The sequence below is a fragment of the Treponema sp. OMZ 798 genome, assembly GCF_024181385.1.
In the GTDB taxonomy this organism is placed as follows: domain Bacteria; phylum Spirochaetota; class Spirochaetia; order Treponematales; family Treponemataceae; genus Treponema_B.
Genome location: NZ_CP051305.1, coordinates 2,732,937 through 2,750,622, shown reverse-complemented (window position 1 = coordinate 2,750,622; position 17,686 = coordinate 2,732,937). Strand labels below are relative to the sequence as shown.

Here is a 17,686-nt window from a genome sequence, read left to right as displayed (position 1 = left end):
CTAATGGATTATGATATTAACGAAAATACAGAAGATATTGAATCTCTTGAAGATAAGGACCAAAGGCCTGTAAAAATGAGCTCAAATCCTAACGACTTTCCTCAACCCCTGTATGAGCTTAATCTGGATTATTCGAAGGAGAGTTTCTATGCAACAGCCTCCGAACATCAAGAATTTAGTGCAGGGGACTTTGTCCTTGTTCCTACCCGGTATGGTAATGATGTTGCACGGTTTGGAGGCCCCGTCAAGGCTCCCATAAATGCCAACCAGGATGAGGTTGTAAAAATTATTCGAAAAATCAACGCTGAAGAAGAGATTATTTTAGAAGAAAACAGTAAAAAAGAAAAAGAAGCCGCCAAAATCTTTAAAGAAAAGGTTGCCCTAAATAATCTGGAAATGAAATTTATCGGCTGCCACTTTTTATTTGATGAACCTAAGGTCTTATTCTTTTTTAGTGCCGACACCCGCATCGATTTTAGAAAGCTGGTTAAAGATCTCGTTTCAGTTTTTAAGGTACGCGTTGAACTAAGGCAAATAGGAGTTCGAGATGAATCCAGAATTATAGGCGGCCTCGGCTGCTGCGGACGCCCCTATTGCTGTCATAATGTAACGGATAAGCTTAAACCTGTTTCAATAAAAATGGCCAAGGAACAAAACCTGTCCCTCAATTCATCAAAAATATCCGGTCAGTGCGGAAGGCTTTTATGCTGCCTCTCTTACGAATATGATTGGTATGCAGAAGCCCGAAAGGCAATGCCGCCTGAGGGAGCTAGATTCCCGTATGACGGCACCACCTTTAAGATTACCGAGGTAAACCTTCTTACCCAAATGGTTTCCTTATTGGGAGAAGACGGGCGTATACTTTCCCTGCCGTCAAAACGGATAGTCAATATCGGCGGAAAGTGGCAGGTAAGATAAAGCGGTTAATCTGCTTCTTTTTCGGTTATACCCAATTTTTTTAAATAAGCATAAAGCTTATCTGCAGTATGCTTGCTTATTGCATGTTCCATTTCACAGGCATCGATATCTGCAATTTCATAATCTACTTTAAGAACTTGTGTTAAAAATGTCCTAAGAGCATTGTGTCTTGTACGGACATCCTTTGCAATGGCCCTTCCTTTTTTTGTTAAGGTAATTGTACCGTAAGGCTCTTGCTCTATATATCCGTCATCTTTTAGTCCCCCAAGAGATTTATTAACGCTCGCTCGTGAAACATTCAATGCACGGGCAACATCAATTGATCTTACCTGTTCATCAACCAAAGATAAGTCGTAAATCCGCTCAAGATAATCTTCTTTTGAGGAAGTAATAGTTCCTGCTACATGTGTTCTTTTATTCATGCTCATATTATACACTATTTCCTTTGACAAAACAAGAACTTTTTTGTATCATATCGGAAGAATATTTGTTCTAACTTTATGTTTGGGCGGCAAAATAGAAATATGTTAAGATCAAAAAAAAATATACTTTTATTTATTTTTTTAATTTTTATAAATTTTCAATCCTTTTCTCACCCGCATATGTGGTTTACAAGCTCCCTCGAGATTGTCTTTGCAGGAAAGACCTTAAAAGGAGCCTATGTTACATGGACCTTTGATAGATTTTTTAGTGCCGATATAATAAGCGGTTATGACTTAAACGGAGACGGAGCATTCGATGCAAAGGAAACAGCCGATGTATATGAAAATGCCTTCAGTTATTCGGAAAATTTTTATTATTTTACCTTCATAAGACAAGGACAAAAACGCAGCACTCCTGAACACATTGAAAAGGCCTCTTTTTCCGTTTGGCAAAATAAGGGAATTTTAAGCTACCGGTTTTTTATAGACCTGAGCAAATTTAAGGGACAGGAAATATTTTTAGCCTGCTACGATTATACTTTTTTTTGCGATATAAGCTATCCTGAAAATACGGCCGTAAAATTCATATATGACAAAAGTCTAATAGCCCCCTCATACTCCATTATCGAAAATAAAAACTATCCTGTATATTATAACCCTCTGGGCGCTATGGACGATAACAGAATATATTATAAGTGGGCACCCGGCCTTAATACCTATTATCCAAAAGAAGTAAGAATCAGGTTTTAAAATGCTTATGAAAAAAAGACACATTTTTAGTATTCTTTTTATTATTAATATGAGCCTCTTATTTGCAAATCCATTTACGGGAAAAAAGAATTCTCCCGTTCCCGTATATCAAGGACAGCCTCCAGAAAACATTTTAAAAGGACAGCGTATATTAAACCAAAAGTTGGGAGACTATATAAGCTCTTGGAAAGAAAATAAAGATTTTGATGTTTTACTGTCCATACTGGCCATTTCATTTTTATACGGTTTGGTACATGCGGCAGGCCCGGGACACCGTAAAACCATTATTTTCTCTTTTTACCTTACAAAAGAATCTACAAGCTTAGAGCCTCTTTTTACCGGACTTGCTCTGGCAGGAATGCACGGAGGAGCCGCCATAGTCCTCATGATGATTTTTAAGGGCCTTTCGGGAGCCATCCTCTCACGCTCAAATGATACGATGATATATATGGAGGGAATCTCCTTTTTAATCTTAATAATTTTATCCCTTTACGGAATAATAGATGCGGTAAAGGATATAAATACACAAAAAGATTCAAACCATAAAAAACTTAAACTCGGAGCAATTTTAATCAGCGGTATTTATCCCTGTCCCGCTGCCATGCTTGTCTTGGTGCTGGCTGTAAGCCTCGATATCTTGGCCTTAGGCATCTTTGCAGCGATAGCCATGTCCTTAGGCATGAGCATTCCGATAATAGCATCGGGATACTTAGCCTGGGCCGGAAGAACAAGCCTTTTTTACAAGCTAAAGGATAAGGAAAGACTTGTAGGCCTTATAGGTTCTATCCTTCAAATAGGAGCTTACGGCTTTTTACTCTACATTTCGGTAAAAACGGCCTTGCCTTTTATCTTAAGTTTGTTTAGAATGTTAAAATAAAATTTGCTTTTAATGGAGTTAATATGAAATTTATAAACCTCATGAGAATTTACCTCTTTGTCTTTTTTGCGATACTTATTGGAAGCTGCTCAAGCGTACAAAAGGATTGGAAAACGGACGGATCCACTATAGAAAAAGATCTAGCCCTATCAAAGAAACAAGGCCTCATGTTTTTTAGCGCCTCCGATACGGATCCTCAAAGTAAAAACTTATTGGAAAACGTTTTTACGGGCAGCTTATTTTCAAAGATAAATAAGGATTTTATTTTTTATAATATAGATATAGTAAAAGAGGACAGTTCGGTTGATTCGGTCCAATTGGAGAAAAATTATGTACTTTTTTCGGATTATAATATTACTCAAGTACCCTATCTTTGCTTGATGAATGAACACGGAGATGTTTATCATTCGGATTCGATTCCTGAGCAAATTAATACTCCCTCTTCGTTTTTAACCCATCTAAATAAACTAAAAGAAAAGGGAGTGACAGTAGAAAATTTACGAAAAAACATCAATGACTCAGCAGGCCCCGAAAAAATAAAGGCGATAAACGCATTTTTTGACAAAATTTATCTTGTCGATTCCGAAAAATATAGGAATCTTTTTGATGAGGGGATAGCGAGCGATCCTTCAAATGAAAGCGGCTTATTAGGCTCTTTTATACTTGCAAGAATGAACTTAAATATTGAACCCTTGTTTAAACAGCAAAAATATAATGAAATAATAGCAGAATTAAAAAAGACCCTGGAAACAGGTCTTTTAAGCCCGGAAGAAGAGCAGCTTACCCTGTGTAATATAGCTTCATTTTATTCCCGCCTGCCGAATGCTCCAATAAAAAAGATACTGGAATATCTTGAGCAAGCCTTAAAAAAAGCTCCGGACTCTTTTAGAGCAAAAACCATAAAAGAAGATATTGAATACTTAAAAAATAAGAATTAAATGCTGATATCTACCAGACTTGCAGAAGTTTCTTTCTTTGAGAGAATTTGTGAGGAGTATCGGTAGTCCGGCTTTAGGGATATCATTTCTTGACGTAAATCAGCCATTCTGGACTGCAGAAGCTCTCTGTTTTTTTTGTTTTGGTCCAAGACTTGGGATTGAAGCTTATTAAGGTCTGATTTGAGCCTTACAACTTCGGTATCGTCCTTATCGGGCATACCGAAGCGGTACATTTCTTCTATCGGATCTATCACCTTTTGAATTGTAAAAATATCACCGATTATCGACTGTTCCAATTCTGTGTGATGAACAAGAGCATCTATATTGTCTTCATGAATACTGCGTTCCTGTGTTTCAAGTACAACAAGATAGTCACTGAATTTTTTTCTTTGTTCTTGTAAAAGGGCCTTAAACCTCTTGAGAACAGCTACCCTCTGATCGATTTCTTGACGGCTTAATGCTTGTTTCATAAGAATCCCCTTTACCCGGCTATGTTTACACCTACAGAAACCTCAGCCCTTTGAGGTACAGGCCGGGATACAAGAATTTGTTTCCATACGTCATATAATTCCTGCATCATAGAGCTGACATCCAACAAGGGTTTATAGTCTTTTTTTAAATTTGCAGTCAAAAGCTGCTGGTTAAAATATGAATAAATTGAAAGAAGATTTGCAGCTATTTCTCCTCCTATATCCATATCTAAGGCTGCCATAAGCTCAGTTATAATCTCCTGAGCCTTAATTATGTGGTTATTGATGGATTCGATATCCTTTGCGGGAATTTTAGGCACACGCATTTTAGAAATTGCCAAATTTATTTCTTTTATCCCCTCAGTATAAAGCATAAGAATAAGAGATCCCGGACTTGCCGTTTTAACACTTGTTTCTTTATAGGCTGCTGCAGCCTGACTATTATAACTCATACCCCCTCCAAAAATAAAAATAGGTGTCTCCTAAGTTTATCGGTATTTAAAATAAGGTCTTTAGAAAAAGACTTTATTTCAATTTGCCTATTACCTTAAAATTGATAATAATGTATAAAAATCCAAAAAGTTACATAAAAACGGTTTACTTAAAACTTATTGACAAACAAAAAAAAAGACCCTATAATATCTTTCTGAGGTTCAAAATGAAGAAATTTGTAGGAACTACATCGAGGGGGCTGATTGCTCCGATAGTCAGGGAAGGCGATGATATCGCATCAATTGCTGCAGAAACTCTTTTAAATGCCGCAAAAGCTGAAGGCTTTAAGATAAATGACAGGGATATTCTTTCCGTTACGGAGTCCGTAGTTGCTAGAGCACAAGGAAACTATGCAACAGCTGACGATATAGCTTCCGATGTAAAGGCTAAATTCGGAGACTCATGCATAGGCTTAATCTTTCCGATTTTAAGCCGAAACCGTTTTTCGGTTTGTTTGGAAGGCATAGCCCGCTCAAAAAACAAGCTCATTATCATGCTAAGCTATCCCGGTGATGAGGTTGGCAACCACCTGATAGACCCCGATGTTTTTGAAGATTCCGACGTAAATCCGTGGACAAATTCCTTCACTCGGGAAGAATTTAGAAGCAAATTCGGCGACCACAAACATAAATTTACAGGAATGGATTATGTAGAATATTATGAATCGATAATCAAAAAGCACAACCCCGAATCCTTTGTAATTCTATCCAATGATCCAAAAAAAATAATCGAATATACCGATGCAGTTTTAGCATGCGATATTCATACACGAAATAGAACAAAAAAACTTTTAAAAAAAGCCGGGGCAAAAACCGTTTTGGGCCTTGACGATATTTTAAGCAGCTCAGTAAATGGAAGCGGCTTTAATTCGGCTTACGGACTCCTAGGTTCCAATAAATCCGGAGACGATAGAGTAAAGCTCTTCCCTCATAATGCACAAGTCATTGTAGATAAGATACAGTCCATAATAAAAGAAAAAACGGGAAAAACCATCGAGGTTATGGTTTACGGGGACGGAGCCTTTAAGGACCCGATAGGTAAAATTTGGGAACTCGCCGATCCTGTTGTTTCACCGGCCTACACAAAGGGCTTGGACGGAAAACCGAATGAGGTAAAACTAAAATATCTGGCCGACAACAATTTTAAAGACCTGAGTGAAGAAGAACAAAAGCAAAAAATTGCCGAATATATCGACAAGCACCAAAAAGAAACTTCTTCCCGTATAGACTCTATGGAATCTCAAGGAACTACACCTAGGCGGCTTATAGACCTAATCGGTTCGCTTTCAGACCTTACATCGGGAAGCGGGGATAAGGGAACACCCATAATATTTATACAAGGATACTTCGACAAATATACCGGGTAATCTTTTATTTTGAAGATGTGTTATGTTTATAAGAGAAAAGATCGTATTCACAAATAAAAAAGAAAAGAAAAAACAGGCTTTTTTAGGCAGCTTATTCGTACTTCTATATGCTTTTCTTCTAATGCTCATCATTTGGCTTTTAGGCATCTTCCCTCATGCTCAAATAGATCAGCTTATCTTTACAGCTATCACTCCCATTGACGGCACAAGCAGCGAGGTTCTTCTAAGCTTTTACCTAAAAGCCCTTGTAATTCCGATAATTCTATCCTTGGTAAACCTTGTTTTAATCTTAAAAGAAGTAAAATTTCTTTTAAAAACAAAGAAAGGAAGATCTTACCGCATCTTCCCTATTTTAATAAGAAGACCCCGCCTTTATTTATTGATTTATCTATGTATTATTTTAGGATATAGTCAATATAAATTCGGGTATATTCAATATGTTTATTATAAGCTAAGCCCTCCTACAGACCTTTATGAGATTAACTATATAGACCCTTCTAAAGTAAAATTTACTTTCCCTCAAAAAAAGCGAAACCTCATAATACTCTACCTTGAATCGATGGAGATAAGTGCCGTATCAAAGGAATTCGGAGGCTTATCCCGCTATGATCTTATTCCTGAGTTACGGCAAATAGCCGAACAAAACCTTTCATTCAGCCACAGCGAAAATTTGGGAGGGCTTACACAGGTTACGGGGACATCTCACTCAATAGCATCCCTTACTTCCTTAAACCTAGGCGTTCCGTTAATCTTAAATCTTCCTGCTTTTGATTCATCTTCTTTTAGAATTTCATCCTTAAATACAGCCTCAATAAAAATTGATAATTTTATGGAAGGAGGTTACGGTCTAGGAGATCTTTTATACGATAACGGCTACACGCTCGTTTTCAGCATGGCGGCTGACAAGGAATTCGGCTGCTTGGGTAATTTTTTAACCGGCCATAAAAACTTTAAGATTCAAGATTATTCTTATTTTGTTGAAGCAGGGAGAATACCCAAAGGCTACAATGTATGGTGGGGCTTTGAAGACGAAAAACTTTACCGATTTGCACGGGAGGACCTCACTGAGCTTTCAAAAGAAGATAGGCCTTTCGCCTATATCTTTTTTACTGCCGACACACATTCTCCCAGAGGCTATGCCGATGAAAAATGCCCTAACATTTATTTTGAAAAAATACACAATGTCTATGCCGGAGCATCAAAAAAAGCCTATGACTTTGTTGAATGGGCTAAGACCCAGCCCTTTTATGAAAATACTACAATAGTCATTTTAGGAGATCACTTATACATGGGAGGAGATCTATATCCGCCGACCGTAAAATTACAAGATAGACATCCCTACAACGCCTTTATAAATTCTGCAAAAACAACTGATAAAAACAAAAATCGGCTCTTTACAACTTTTGACCTTTTTCCCACAATCGTAGAAAGCATTGGTATCGAATTCAATGCCTCGGGTTTAGGCCTTGGCCGCTCCCTCTTTTCGGGCCAAAAAACTCTGTTGGAAGAAAAGGGCTTAAAGAAGCTCAATTCAGAAATCGAAAAACGCTCAATCTTTTATGAAGAAAAGTTGATGAAAAAAGACTAAACCCTTATCAGCCTGTCTTGAGGAACCTCCTCAAAATAGGCTCTTAAATTGAGGAGCATATCATCAAGGTTCTTGCAATTTAGAATCTTGCTTTTTATATGGTGGGCAAAGCTGAAATTATCGCAAAAGAAGGCAAAAAAGCGCTGAGCCCTTGTAAGGTAAAACTCTTGGGGTTGTTCTTCCTGTAAAAAACTTAAAAACAGCTCCGCTGTTTTTAATAAGTCGATTTCGATTTTTTCTTCTCTTCCGGCAGCTGCACCGTTTTTTAAATGCCCCTTTGAGAGCTCATAAAAAATCCACGGTTTTTGCACGGCTGCCCGGCCTATCATCCAGCCCGAACATGGATATTTTGAGCCGGTTTTTTCTAAGATTTCAAGGGAATTTATATCTCCGTTACCGTAAACGGGAACGCTTAAATCGGCGGCAAGACGGGCTGTGTACTCATGTTTACACGGCCTTGAATATTTTTGTTTTTGAGTGCGGGGGTGCAGGGTTATCAGGTCTACTCCTTCCGAAACAAGCATCTTACAAAAGGACAAAAGCTTATCATAGTTTTCTTCTTCGCCTAGGCGCAGTTTTACACTAAGGCGGATAGACTCGGTCTGCGGCCTTGATTTCTGCCCATCACAGAGAAGGACAGCCTTTTTTACCTTGCTTACTAAGGAGGCTGTTTGAGAAAGCGGCTTTTTCATCCATGCAAAGCCGGCTCCGGTGTTAACGATCTGCGGGGCACAGCAGCCCATGTTTAGGTCAATGCCAAAGCCGCCGTATTGAAGCAAAATAGGGATGCAGGCAGCCGCAGCTTCCTCCTCAGGGCTCGTAATCTGCCAAACAAGCTTTTCGGGCGACGGATTTGCCCTAAAATACCATTTTTCAAAACCTCCGCCTGAAATAGCAGATGGAGCATGTATCATTTCAGAAAAATACTCATCCGGCTCCTTAAAACAGGCTATGAGTCTTCTAAAAGCGGAGTGAGTTATTGCAGCCATGGGTGCCGATATCAAATTCATAAATTAAAAAACCGTATATTTTATAATTTCATCTATTTGGATGTAAAGTTCAAGTTCAGCCTTAAAAAAACCCGATTCTACAAAAAGACGGGGAGAAGATTTTATCAAAACAGCCCCTCGAATTTCCTTAGGTTTATTTTTTAAAAAGGTTCTAGCATATTGACGGACGGCATTTTTTATCGCCTCAGTATAAGCGGTATACACCCCTTCAAGCTCATCAAAGCGGTCTCCCTTGCCTCTACCCTTTATTGTCTTATGAGCGTTCTTTGTCCAAAGCTTAAAATGCCCTGAATAGGATTCAGGGATGCCGTATTCGGCCCAAGAATAACAATAAGGATATTTAACCCTTACATCGGTAATTTTTATATTTTCGGTACTTGGCTTAAAAACAGTCTCCAGCTCAAAGACTTCTTCTACATTACGCTTTTTATCGAAGGGTGTATAAGAAAATTTTAAACCGTAGGTCATGCCTGACAGGATATAGGCTGAAAGCTCAAGCAAGGCCTCTTTAGGAGGAGTGAATTTTGCCTTGCTCTCATCATCTTTTAGCTTAGGGGCTTCATCAAGAAATACCCAGACCGGAGCTCTTACAATCAAGGCATCACTTCCTGAAGCCCCGGAATAAGTATCCGCATATAGACAAAGACTTATAAAAAAAAGAAGCAAAGCAATGAACTTTCTCATAGTCTAATTATCGGGCAATTTTACCTTCCCGTTGAATTCCAGACTTTAAGAGGCTTTATGCCGAAGCGGATTCTTATGTATGCCCAACCGGCAAGGAGCCCTATAAAGTGAGTCAAGTGCGCAATCCCGTCACCTACAGAGAATATGCTGATGAGCTCAATTACTGCATAGCCTAAAATCAAAAGAGGGGCCGGCACAGGAACCACAGCCCAAAGATAGATCACGGAGTTAGGATAAATTACGGCATATAAAAGTAAAACACCGAAAATTGCTCCTGATGCACCTACAAGGGTAATATTATAAAAGCCTGTTGCCGCATACACCAAAAAACTCAAAGCACCATCAATCGTTCCTATCAGAAGATAGTAAAGTATAAATTCCTTTGTTCCGATTTTTCTTTCTACCGGGACACCAAAAAAGAATAGGGCAAGCATATTAAATGCCAAATGAAAAAAGTCCCCATGAACAAATTGGTAAGTGAATATTTGCCAATAAGTTTGAGCATACAATACAAGAATAGGCACAAGTCCTAAGTATGCACTCAAATTTCTAAAAAGACTTGTAAGTACAAACACGGCAGCATTGATAAGAGCTATGGCAAGTACGGCATTCTTATATGTATATTTAAAAGGTTTTCGTAAATACTTCATAATATAAAATATCGAAAATTATCAATCTTTAGGCAAGTTATTTTTAGATAATGTTACACGATTCCGTCCGTTTTGTTTGGACTCGTATAAGGCCTTATCTGCCCTGTCCACTATGGACTTTGCAGGCTCAAGATCAAAGTTATAACTTGATACCCCTATAGAGATAGTAACATTAATTTTTTGACCGTCATAAAAAACAGCAGTCTCTTCTACAAGCTTTCTTATTCTTTCGGCTATAGCCATAGCAGCACTAACCGGAGTATTATTAAGCATTACTACAAATTCTTCACCGCCGTATCTTGCAGCAGTATCGGCATTTCGCGTACACGATTTTATAACTCTTGCAACCTCTTCCAAAACAATATCACCGGCAGCATGACCATAGGTGTCATTTATCTTTTTAAAAAAGTCTATATCAATCATTAAAATTGAAAGCGGTTCTTTTTTTGCGTCTGAAGAATTTATAATATCCAAGCGCTCCATCAGCAAGGTGAAAAAGTAATGCTTTAATTTTAAGTGCGTCATTATATCGGTTGTAGTCATTTCCAAAAGCTGGGAGTTGTTTATAGCTATGGCAGCCAAGGAAGCTATATTTTCTATAATGTTTTTTTCATAGTCCGTAAATTCATGGGAACTTTCCATTTTCTCGCCTAAAAGTAAAAAGCCTATCATTCTATTTTTTGCTTTTAAGGGTACAAAAAAAGAAGGGCTTAGACTGAATAAATCCTTTACTATCTTGTCTGTCTTTATGTTTTTACCTATCTCATCGGGAGTACACCCCGAATCGGATTTATCCAAAAAATTTATGAGCGGATGATCCACATTTATAGAGTATTGAACCTCGCGGGAGATATCAAAACCATAATGGTCCCTGTTTAATACAAATAGGTTATCATCAAAGGATTTTTTTGTAAAAATTGCAGCTCCAAAGGTTTTTAACTGGGCCATAACTATATATAATATTGCTTCAATAAGGCGGTCAAATTGCAAAACGGAGTTTAAACTCTTTGAAATCTGCAATAGTTGCTTTAAATCAAAGATTTCTTTTTCTTGGTGAAAAATTTTATCGGCATATTTTTTAGTTTTGCCGGCATTTAATGCTTTTTTTAATAATTTTTCATTTGGAGTAGTTTTCATAATTTTTACCTGCCTTTTCATTTAGCTCCGATATATCGATGACAACATATCTTTTTAAAAGTTCAATCATTTTTTCAAAATTTTCTATCCCGTTTGCAAAAACCGTAAATCTGTCTTTGTTTTTTGTAGAATTTATCATTGCAGTTATATTATGTACGTTTTCAGGTACGGGTCTATACGTATCCTTTATTATTAACTTACAAAATTTAAGAAGGTCTAAATAGTACTTGCCCGATTCTTCCAAAAATTTCTTTGCACGAAGGTTAATCTCGTCAATAATTTTTGATAAGGGTTTTTCAAAATCTCCTCCGGCCTCCATACGCGTTAAATATCCCCTTATAAGCTCTATTGAGGACTCATTCTTACCATACATCATTTTTTCCAGTTCATCTATTTTGTCTGTAACAGCCGAGCAGTAATAATAATTTGCAGCAAAATCAGACTTCATTTTTTTGTCTTCAAAAAGTCCCTCTACTAAAAGCTCTCTCAAAAAAGGCTCTATCGAGGGTTCAAAAAAACTTTTTGCATATGTTTTTAAAATCTCTAAGGGCCTTATCCAGTCTAATGAAAGGCCGGTTAAAGCTTGAATTTTGCCGTTCAGCTCTTCGTTATAAACATCCAGCTTGAGTATTTCAATATCTCCAAATAAACCGCTGATAAGAGATTCCATTTGGAGATCCTGCCTTAGTTTAAGTATTTTTTTTGTATCCGCATTAAAATTAGCTGCAAGTCGTGTTTTGTACTCTTCTATTTCCGAGAAAGCACGAGGCGACTTTGTTTTATCCTCAAACTTAGGGTCCTTTTTAACCAATTTTGCAATATTTTTTAGCGTATCCTTACCCAAACTATTTTCGAGCTTTGAGGAAAAATTTTTTAAATTCTTTTTTATATAAATTTCATCTGTCTGTTTATCTGAAGAGAGGCATGAATTAAGAAACAAGATTCCATCCGCCAGTTGTTCATCTATAGATATATTCCGAATAAGATAATCCAAATCAAGAATCTCTTGAAGAACAGTCATTCCGTCTACATTTTCAAAACTATAATGCTCTCTTACAGAATCAGTATTTATAATTGTACTAAAACCGGGATCAAAATAAGCAAAAAAAGTATTAAATTGAAAACTGCAAAAATCAAAAAATGCAAACAGTTTATTTATTTTGACATCTACAGTCTTAAAAGCAGGATCGGTCAAGGAAAATACAAGATCATCGAATTCGTTTGTCTGATCCTTAATTTTTTGGTCAAAATCTTCCCTCATTAAATCCGAAATCTTTTCCATACGGCTGTTAAAGGATATCTTTTCCTTTAGTATTTTTTGTTGATCTGAAAATGAAGACTCTACCAGCTTATCTAAAAAAAAAGTTGAAAGCCTAATGTCATTAGAACATATAGTCTCACGCAAAATATGTTTAAAAGTCAAGCTTATCCTATAAATCTCATAGATAATTATCGGTAAGCCGGCCAAGATAGTATTGTCATTACGATATACTGGGTACTTACACCGCTTTAATTCCTGAATAATATTGCGCAGGGCCTTTTGGGAGTTCATATCTTCTTCATTCGAGTAAAACAAAGAATAGAAGAATTCTTTTATATGCCGGATTAAATTAGATAAAATTAACACTTTCTATATTATCAAAAATTACCCTTATTTTCAAGATAGTATAGAATTCTTATATAAAATTCAAATTCTGCATTAGTTAAAAGCTAGATTTCAACTGATAGAATATTTTATTACACTATTGGCTCTTTGCTGTCATCAAATTTTGGGGGTATTATTAATTATGAGTTATGATTATGCATCTGTTTTAGCTAAAAATATAAAAAGGATTCGGCATAAACTGGAAATGTCCCAGATGGAGTTGGCTCTGCGGGCTGATGTTTCAATTGCATTTATCAATGCAATTGAAAACAAGCAAAAATGGGTGTCTGCCGCAACCTTATCAAAAATAACGGATGCACTAAATACTACTCCTTACGAACTATTTCTTACAGACGATATAAGTCAAGAAGATTTAACGATAATAGCAGGACGACATGCCGAACTGATAACAGACTTGAATAAATTATTAAAAAAATACACATCCGGCTGCTTTAAAGATAAACCTTTAGATAAATATCAATAATTTTAGTTTGTAAAGATAATAAAGAAAAACAAGTAACTTTTAGTTTGAAATTTAGTTATATTTTGAACAAGAACAATACGGCATATCTATTTTAAATCGATTATAATGACGAAAGATTGTTTAAGTTGTCTATCTTACTGTCAATTTTTATAAAATAGATTTGTGCATAAATTTTAGCATCCATTTGAAGGAGGGACGCATGAGATTAAAACAGAAAATTGTTCTCTCAAACGCATTAGTGTTTAGTGCTTTAATAATTATTTCTGTATTCCTCAACTTTTTTTATGCGGCAAACATTTTTTCAACAAACCTAAACAATAAAAACCAATTAAAAGCTCAACTGATTGCCAAGGAAATAGATGAATGGCTTGTCGAAAAAATGACCGAGATCGAGCAAACTATAGAAACTTTGGTTTATATGGATATTACGGATTATGAGGAATGCACCGGATTTTTGGTAAATTTAAACAGGCTTAGTCCTGAAACCGATTATGCAGTTTTTTTTGAAACAGGTGTTTTTGCAAATGGTCAGGGTTGGAGACCGCCCGACAGCTATGACCCAAGAAAGAGGCCTTGGTATATTGAAGCAAAAAGCACTGAAGAAACCGTAATTACCAATCCTTATCACAGTATAAGTGCAAAACCGGATACAATATCCTTTTCCATTATCAAACAGTTTACCACAAAAAACGGAGTGGACGGATTACTTTTAGGTGAAATAAAGATAGAAGAGCTATTATCCCTTATAGAAAAATTTAAAAACGAAGATGGGACTTACGCTTTTTTGATAGGAAAAGATTATCGAATATTATCTCACCCCAATGAAAGATATCAATTAGATATTGATAGCTTTACGGAGATTTATAATATTGAGGGCGGCATAGATTTTATAGAACATATCGCCAAGCTAAAAATGGATAAGGGCTATAGCAAAAGCTTGCCCGTAGTAAAAGATTATGACGGAGCCGAAAGATTCTTCTACTTTGCGCAATCAGCGGCGGCCGGGTGGACGGTTGGATTTACAATACCTGCATCTGATTTTTATTATCCCATAAACGGTCTAAAATTTAGAGCTATATTATTTGCATGTATCTTTATTATCTTCGTAAGTATTCTATCCCTCTTAATTGCAAAAAAAGTAGCATCACCAATAGAAACTATTACGAACCGGCTAGAAAAGGCGGCAAAAAACAATGAGCTTATTAAATTCGATTTTTTGGATAGACAAAATCATGAACTTGCAAGAATTGCAAAGAGTTTTAACTCTGTAGTAAAAAATGCAAAATCGAATCTTCAGGGGGAAGCAAATTTTAGTCTTAACTCTCTTACCATGACTCAAAAGATAGATAAGATAATTACCGAAATGAGTGAAAATGAAGAAGTATATCTTTTATATTTGGATATAGATAAATTTAAAACCATAAATCAGCTTTGGGGGTATTATGCCGGCAATGCACTGATACAGCACATATATTCCATGGTTTTAGATCACATAAAATCTCTAAATATGCCAGAAAATTCTCTTATACATGTCATAGGTGACGAATTTGCAATCTTTTACTTCGGAAACCAAGAAGAAGTCTGTCAATTTACACAAGACCTTATAGATAAAATAAATCGTGAATACTTTACCTGGAACGAAAAAAAACTGACTATTTCCATAAGTGTCGGTATCGTAAATATTCCTAAGATACCTCAAAGTGCCCAAGAGATAGTATCAAATGTATATGACGCTTGCTCTACAGCTTTTAGAAATGGGGGCGGTTGTTACGAACTATTATCGTCTACAGGGCTCACAGGATTTTCCGGCGGAAATATTTCATTTTGGTTAAATACCATCCAAAAAGCTCTTAAAGAGGACAATTTCGTTTTATATGCACAGGCAATTATTCCTCTAAATGATATTTTTCATCATCCTAAGTATGAAATTTTAATAAGACTTAAAACCAATGATGATCATATTATTATGCCGGATGTTTTTATCCCTATAGCTGAAAGATATAATCTCATATATGAAATAGATAAGTGGGTTATAAGAAATACCTTTGCCTTTTTTGCAGAAGCGGTAAGTAATGGTTACTTGGACGAGGGCGTAATATTTTCAATCAATATTTCGGCAGACTCATTTTTTTCAAATGACCTTGTAGAATTTATAGCTGAGAGCCGCAAGACATTAAACGTTCCGGCTCATAACTTCTGCTTTGAAATAACGGAAAGCTGTGCAGTAAGAAACTTGGAAGCAACCTCAAAATTTGTTACCGAATTAAGAAAACAAGGGTTTTCTTTTTCTTTGGATGATTTTGGAAAAGGTTTTTCTTCTTTCCCGTATTTAAAGACCCTCCCGATAGATTATGTAAAAATTGACGGGTCCTTTATAAAGTCCATAGATAAAGACTACATAGATTTTTCAATGGTTAAGACCATGAGGGATATGTGTTACCATTTAGGTCTTTACACAATAGGTGAATATGCAGAAAATGAGCAGATAGTTTCAATTTTAAAAGATATAGGTGTAGATTACGGGCAGGGATATGCCTTCCAAAAGCCGATTCCTATCAGGGAGGCTATAAAACCTCGAACCGATAGGAACGGATATAGGTTTTAGTCCTTTTTTTCACCCCATATTTCTTTGAAGGTGTGGATTGTTCCGCAGTATTGGCAGGCATATCTATTGTCTATAGTGCGGTAAAAGATAGCAGGAACGCCTTCGGATTGCGCAGGATGAGAAACACAGGCCTCGTTTTTACAAATAAGATCTTCAAAATTGTAAATTCGGGGCGGCAAATGTGTACGGTATTTTGCTTGAATCTTTCCGTCTTTTATAAGATTAAGGGTACAGCTTGAAGCTACGGCCGACAACCGCTTCAAGTCTGCCCTTGAAAAATTGTACTCTCCCGGACGGAAAATTATACCCTTAAAGGTACCCTTATCCTTTGTAGATGTGGATACCCACTCTCCGCCTCGGCCCTCTTCAAGCCCCATAACGTTTATTATCTTAGACATGTGATGCCTGATTACGGACGGCTTATCTCCGCGGCAAATATGGTCAATAACTATTCCGTTTTGTATAGGCCGAACCCCCTCAGAAAAGGTTTCTACCTTACTTTCGCCCGCATTGGTGACAGGCACTTCTACAATATAATCCTCTTCTTCAAAAGGTGAGCAATGCTTAAATTCAGGTCCGGTATAGTCGCTGCCTATTTTACCTGCTATCATCGATAAAAGAACCATTCTGACATACATTCCGTTTATAGACTGCCTTTCCCAACCGTTAAGAGGTGTTGTATCTAAAAAGGTGGGAATAGTCGGATGGACACGGTGTCTTGGCAGGGGGTGATAAAAGCGGGTTTTTTCAGGAAGTTTTTCGATAAATTCTTTTCGGAAAGTAATGGAGCGGCGAAGTTCGTCTTGCTTCTTTAGAACCTGCTCACCCATTCTTTCAAGCTGGGGACGTGTAAAATACCAGATGAGAGCTACCTCGGATTGTTCAAGGTACTCCTCAATGGACGAAAATTCCCTTACAGTAAATCCGTTTTCCTTCATTCTTACCTTGTAGTACTCGGGCATAGCAAGTTCAGAGGGAGCTATCAAGTCAACTTTTACAGACTTAAAAATTTTGAGTCCGTCGGCCTTTGAATGAACCGTACGTCCGTGATAGAGGTCGCCGACTAAGGCTATGTGAATACTGTCAAATGACCAGTCGTTATCTTCGATAAAGGTAAATTCGTCGAGGAGCTCCTGAGTAGGGTGCTCATGCTTTCCGTCTCCGGCATTTATAAAGGCAGGCTTTCTTTTTAAGTTGTTTCGCTGATAAAAGGCCTGAGCCTCATCCTCAAGCCAGCGGCATACCCCTTCTACCTTGCTTCGGACAATGAAGATGCTGTTTTGATAACCGGCAAGGGTATTAAAGGTGTCGGCATAACTTTCTCCCTTGTTAAAAGATGAAGATTCTACTGCAAGATCGCTTAATTTTACTTGATGAAATTTAGCTGCATTTCTAAATGATTCCTTTGTGCGGGTGCTTGGCTCCAAAAAAACTTCATAAATACCGAAGTCTTTGTCGTTAATTCTAAATTCATCCATAACCTTTTGATCATCTTCTTGAATGGCTTTTTTTAGCCGCCTTGTTTTGTCAAAAAGGTATTTTCTTTCATCGATTGATAAATCATCGATAACCGTCAATGAACGCCCCATAAATTTGTTTTCCATTTTAAACTCCTGTTAAAAACAAAAATGCAAAAAAAAAACATCGGAA

The 17,686-nt window shown here is 36.9% G+C and carries 17 protein-coding genes; 8 read left to right on the top strand and 9 right to left on the bottom strand.

The annotated features are described in order from the left end of the window. Positions 1-3 precede the first annotated feature (3 nt). Positions 4-918, top strand: a complete 915-nt coding sequence (locus E4O07_RS12740; RefSeq protein ID WP_253686397.1) for a PSP1 domain-containing protein — start codon at positions 4-6, stop codon at positions 916-918. Positions 919-923: 5 nt separating this feature from the next. Here the strand turns inward: E4O07_RS12740 and E4O07_RS12735 are convergent, their stop codons facing one another. Next, positions 924-1,340, bottom strand: a complete 417-nt coding sequence (locus tag E4O07_RS12735; RefSeq protein WP_253686395.1) for a metal-dependent transcriptional regulator — start codon at positions 1,338-1,340, stop codon at positions 924-926. A gap of 102 nt (positions 1,341-1,442) precedes the next feature. On the opposite strand from E4O07_RS12735, the gene E4O07_RS12730 reads away from it, so the two are divergent. The 3 genes from E4O07_RS12730 to E4O07_RS12720 are packed head-to-tail and all read left to right on the top strand — an operon-like array spanning position 1,443 to position 3,905. Beyond that, positions 1,443-2,090 carry a DUF1007 family protein gene (locus E4O07_RS12730; RefSeq protein WP_253686393.1) on the top strand — a complete coding sequence of 216 codons (648 nt, stop codon included), beginning with the start codon at positions 1,443-1,445 and terminating at the stop codon, positions 2,088-2,090. 7 nt (positions 2,091-2,097) lie between these two features. Beyond that, positions 2,098-2,967, top strand: a complete 870-nt coding sequence (locus tag E4O07_RS12725) for a nickel/cobalt transporter (protein ID WP_253686391.1) — start codon at positions 2,098-2,100, stop codon at positions 2,965-2,967. A 23-nt stretch (positions 2,968-2,990) separates the two neighbouring features. Beyond that, the gene (locus tag E4O07_RS12720) at positions 2,991-3,905 is read left to right on the top strand and encodes a hypothetical protein (RefSeq protein ID WP_253686389.1); all 915 of its coding nucleotides are present in this window, start codon (positions 2,991-2,993) and stop codon (positions 3,903-3,905) included. On the opposite strand, the gene E4O07_RS12715 is transcribed toward E4O07_RS12720, so the two are convergent. Both E4O07_RS12715 and fliS read right to left on the bottom strand, forming a co-directional pair. Further along, positions 3,902-4,375 (bottom strand): flagellar biosynthesis protein FlgN, encoded by a 474-nt coding sequence (locus tag E4O07_RS12715; RefSeq protein WP_253686387.1) that lies wholly within the window; start codon positions 4,373-4,375, stop codon positions 3,902-3,904. The genes E4O07_RS12720 and E4O07_RS12715 overlap by 4 nt on opposite strands. Positions 4,376-4,386: 11 nt before the next feature. Continuing rightward, a complete protein-coding gene (fliS, locus tag E4O07_RS12710) occupies positions 4,387-4,827 on the bottom strand; it encodes a flagellar export chaperone FliS (protein WP_253686385.1) in 441 nt (146 codons plus the stop codon). Positions 4,828-5,033: 206 nt separating this feature from the next. Between fliS and E4O07_RS12705 the strand changes: the two genes are divergently transcribed. Together E4O07_RS12705 and E4O07_RS12700 are read left to right on the top strand one after the other, a co-directional pair. Next, positions 5,034-6,233 carry a coenzyme F420-0:L-glutamate ligase gene (locus E4O07_RS12705; protein WP_253686383.1) on the top strand — a complete coding sequence of 400 codons (1,200 nt, stop codon included), beginning with the start codon at positions 5,034-5,036 and terminating at the stop codon, positions 6,231-6,233. A 22-nt stretch (positions 6,234-6,255) separates the two neighbouring features. After that, on the top strand, positions 6,256-7,821 hold the full coding sequence (locus tag E4O07_RS12700; protein WP_253709014.1) for an LTA synthase family protein: 1,566 nt from the start codon (positions 6,256-6,258) through the stop codon (positions 7,819-7,821). Here E4O07_RS12700 and E4O07_RS12695 read toward each other — a convergent pair. The 5 genes from E4O07_RS12695 to E4O07_RS12675 are packed head-to-tail and all read right to left on the bottom strand — an operon-like array spanning position 7,818 to position 12,584. Beyond that, positions 7,818-8,831, bottom strand: a complete 1,014-nt coding sequence (locus E4O07_RS12695) for a tRNA dihydrouridine synthase (protein WP_253686379.1) — start codon at positions 8,829-8,831, stop codon at positions 7,818-7,820. The genes E4O07_RS12700 and E4O07_RS12695 overlap by 4 nt on opposite strands. Positions 8,832-8,834: 3 nt before the next feature. Further along, the gene (locus E4O07_RS12690; protein WP_253686377.1) at positions 8,835-9,515 is read right to left on the bottom strand and encodes an LIM domain-containing protein; all 681 of its coding nucleotides are present in this window, start codon (positions 9,513-9,515) and stop codon (positions 8,835-8,837) included. A 20-nt stretch (positions 9,516-9,535) separates the two neighbouring features. Further along, positions 9,536-10,165, bottom strand: a complete 630-nt coding sequence (locus E4O07_RS12685; protein ID WP_253686376.1) for a rhomboid family intramembrane serine protease — start codon at positions 10,163-10,165, stop codon at positions 9,536-9,538. Between the two features lie 21 nt (positions 10,166-10,186). Next, entirely contained in the window at positions 10,187-11,323 is a 1,137-nt protein-coding gene (gene dgcA / locus E4O07_RS12680) for a diguanylate cyclase DgcA (protein WP_371921930.1), read from the bottom strand. Beyond that, positions 11,283-12,584, bottom strand: a complete 1,302-nt coding sequence (locus E4O07_RS12675) for a hypothetical protein (protein ID WP_253686371.1) — start codon at positions 12,582-12,584, stop codon at positions 11,283-11,285. The genes dgcA and E4O07_RS12675 overlap by 41 nt, the downstream gene beginning before the upstream one ends. A gap of 505 nt (positions 12,585-13,089) precedes the next feature. Between E4O07_RS12675 and E4O07_RS12670 the strand changes: the two genes are divergently transcribed. Both E4O07_RS12670 and E4O07_RS12665 read left to right on the top strand, forming a co-directional pair. Next, positions 13,090-13,431, top strand: a complete 342-nt coding sequence (locus E4O07_RS12670) for a helix-turn-helix domain-containing protein (protein WP_253686369.1) — start codon at positions 13,090-13,092, stop codon at positions 13,429-13,431. A gap of 199 nt (positions 13,432-13,630) precedes the next feature. Beyond that, positions 13,631-16,036: an EAL domain-containing protein gene (locus E4O07_RS12665; protein ID WP_253686367.1), complete on the top strand. Its 2,406-nt coding sequence runs from the start codon at positions 13,631-13,633 to the stop codon at positions 16,034-16,036. Here E4O07_RS12665 and E4O07_RS12660 read toward each other — a convergent pair. Then, entirely contained in the window at positions 16,033-17,640 is a 1,608-nt protein-coding gene (locus tag E4O07_RS12660; RefSeq protein WP_253686365.1) for a bifunctional aspartate carbamoyltransferase catalytic subunit/aspartate carbamoyltransferase regulatory subunit, read from the bottom strand. The two genes, E4O07_RS12665 and E4O07_RS12660, sit on opposite strands and share 4 nt — an antisense overlap. Between the last annotated feature and the right edge of the window lie 46 nt (positions 17,641-17,686).

Coding starts and splice junctions, on each gene's coding strand:
- E4O07_RS12740 (WP_253686397.1), top strand. CDS start 4: ATGGATTATGATATTAACGAAAATACAGAAGATATTGAATCTCTTGAA.
- E4O07_RS12735 (WP_253686395.1), bottom strand. CDS start 1,340: ATGAATAAAAGAACACATGTAGCAGGAACTATTACTTCCTCAAAAGAA.
- E4O07_RS12730 (WP_253686393.1), top strand. CDS start 1,443: ATGTTAAGATCAAAAAAAAATATACTTTTATTTATTTTTTTAATTTTT.
- E4O07_RS12725 (WP_253686391.1), top strand. CDS start 2,098: ATGAAAAAAAGACACATTTTTAGTATTCTTTTTATTATTAATATGAGC.
- E4O07_RS12720 (WP_253686389.1), top strand. CDS start 2,991: ATGAAATTTATAAACCTCATGAGAATTTACCTCTTTGTCTTTTTTGCG.
- E4O07_RS12715 (WP_253686387.1), bottom strand. CDS start 4,375: ATGAAACAAGCATTAAGCCGTCAAGAAATCGATCAGAGGGTAGCTGTT.
- fliS (WP_253686385.1), bottom strand. CDS start 4,827: ATGAGTTATAATAGTCAGGCTGCAGCAGCCTATAAAGAAACAAGTGTT.
- E4O07_RS12705 (WP_253686383.1), top strand. CDS start 5,034: ATGAAGAAATTTGTAGGAACTACATCGAGGGGGCTGATTGCTCCGATA.
- E4O07_RS12700 (WP_253709014.1), top strand. CDS start 6,256: ATGTTTATAAGAGAAAAGATCGTATTCACAAATAAAAAAGAAAAGAAA.
- E4O07_RS12695 (WP_253686379.1), bottom strand. CDS start 8,831: ATGAATTTGATATCGGCACCCATGGCTGCAATAACTCACTCCGCTTTT.
- E4O07_RS12690 (WP_253686377.1), bottom strand. CDS start 9,515: ATGAGAAAGTTCATTGCTTTGCTTCTTTTTTTTATAAGTCTTTGTCTA.
- E4O07_RS12685 (WP_253686376.1), bottom strand. CDS start 10,165: ATGAAGTATTTACGAAAACCTTTTAAATATACATATAAGAATGCCGTA.
- dgcA (WP_371921930.1), bottom strand. CDS start 11,323: ATGAAAAGGCAGGTAAAAATTATGAAAACTACTCCAAATGAAAAATTA.
- E4O07_RS12675 (WP_253686371.1), bottom strand. CDS start 12,584: ATGGAAAAGATTTCGGATTTAATGAGGGAAGATTTTGACCAAAAAATT.
- E4O07_RS12670 (WP_253686369.1), top strand. CDS start 13,090: ATGAGTTATGATTATGCATCTGTTTTAGCTAAAAATATAAAAAGGATT.
- E4O07_RS12665 (WP_253686367.1), top strand. CDS start 13,631: ATGAGATTAAAACAGAAAATTGTTCTCTCAAACGCATTAGTGTTTAGT.
- E4O07_RS12660 (WP_253686365.1), bottom strand. CDS start 17,640: ATGGAAAACAAATTTATGGGGCGTTCATTGACGGTTATCGATGATTTA.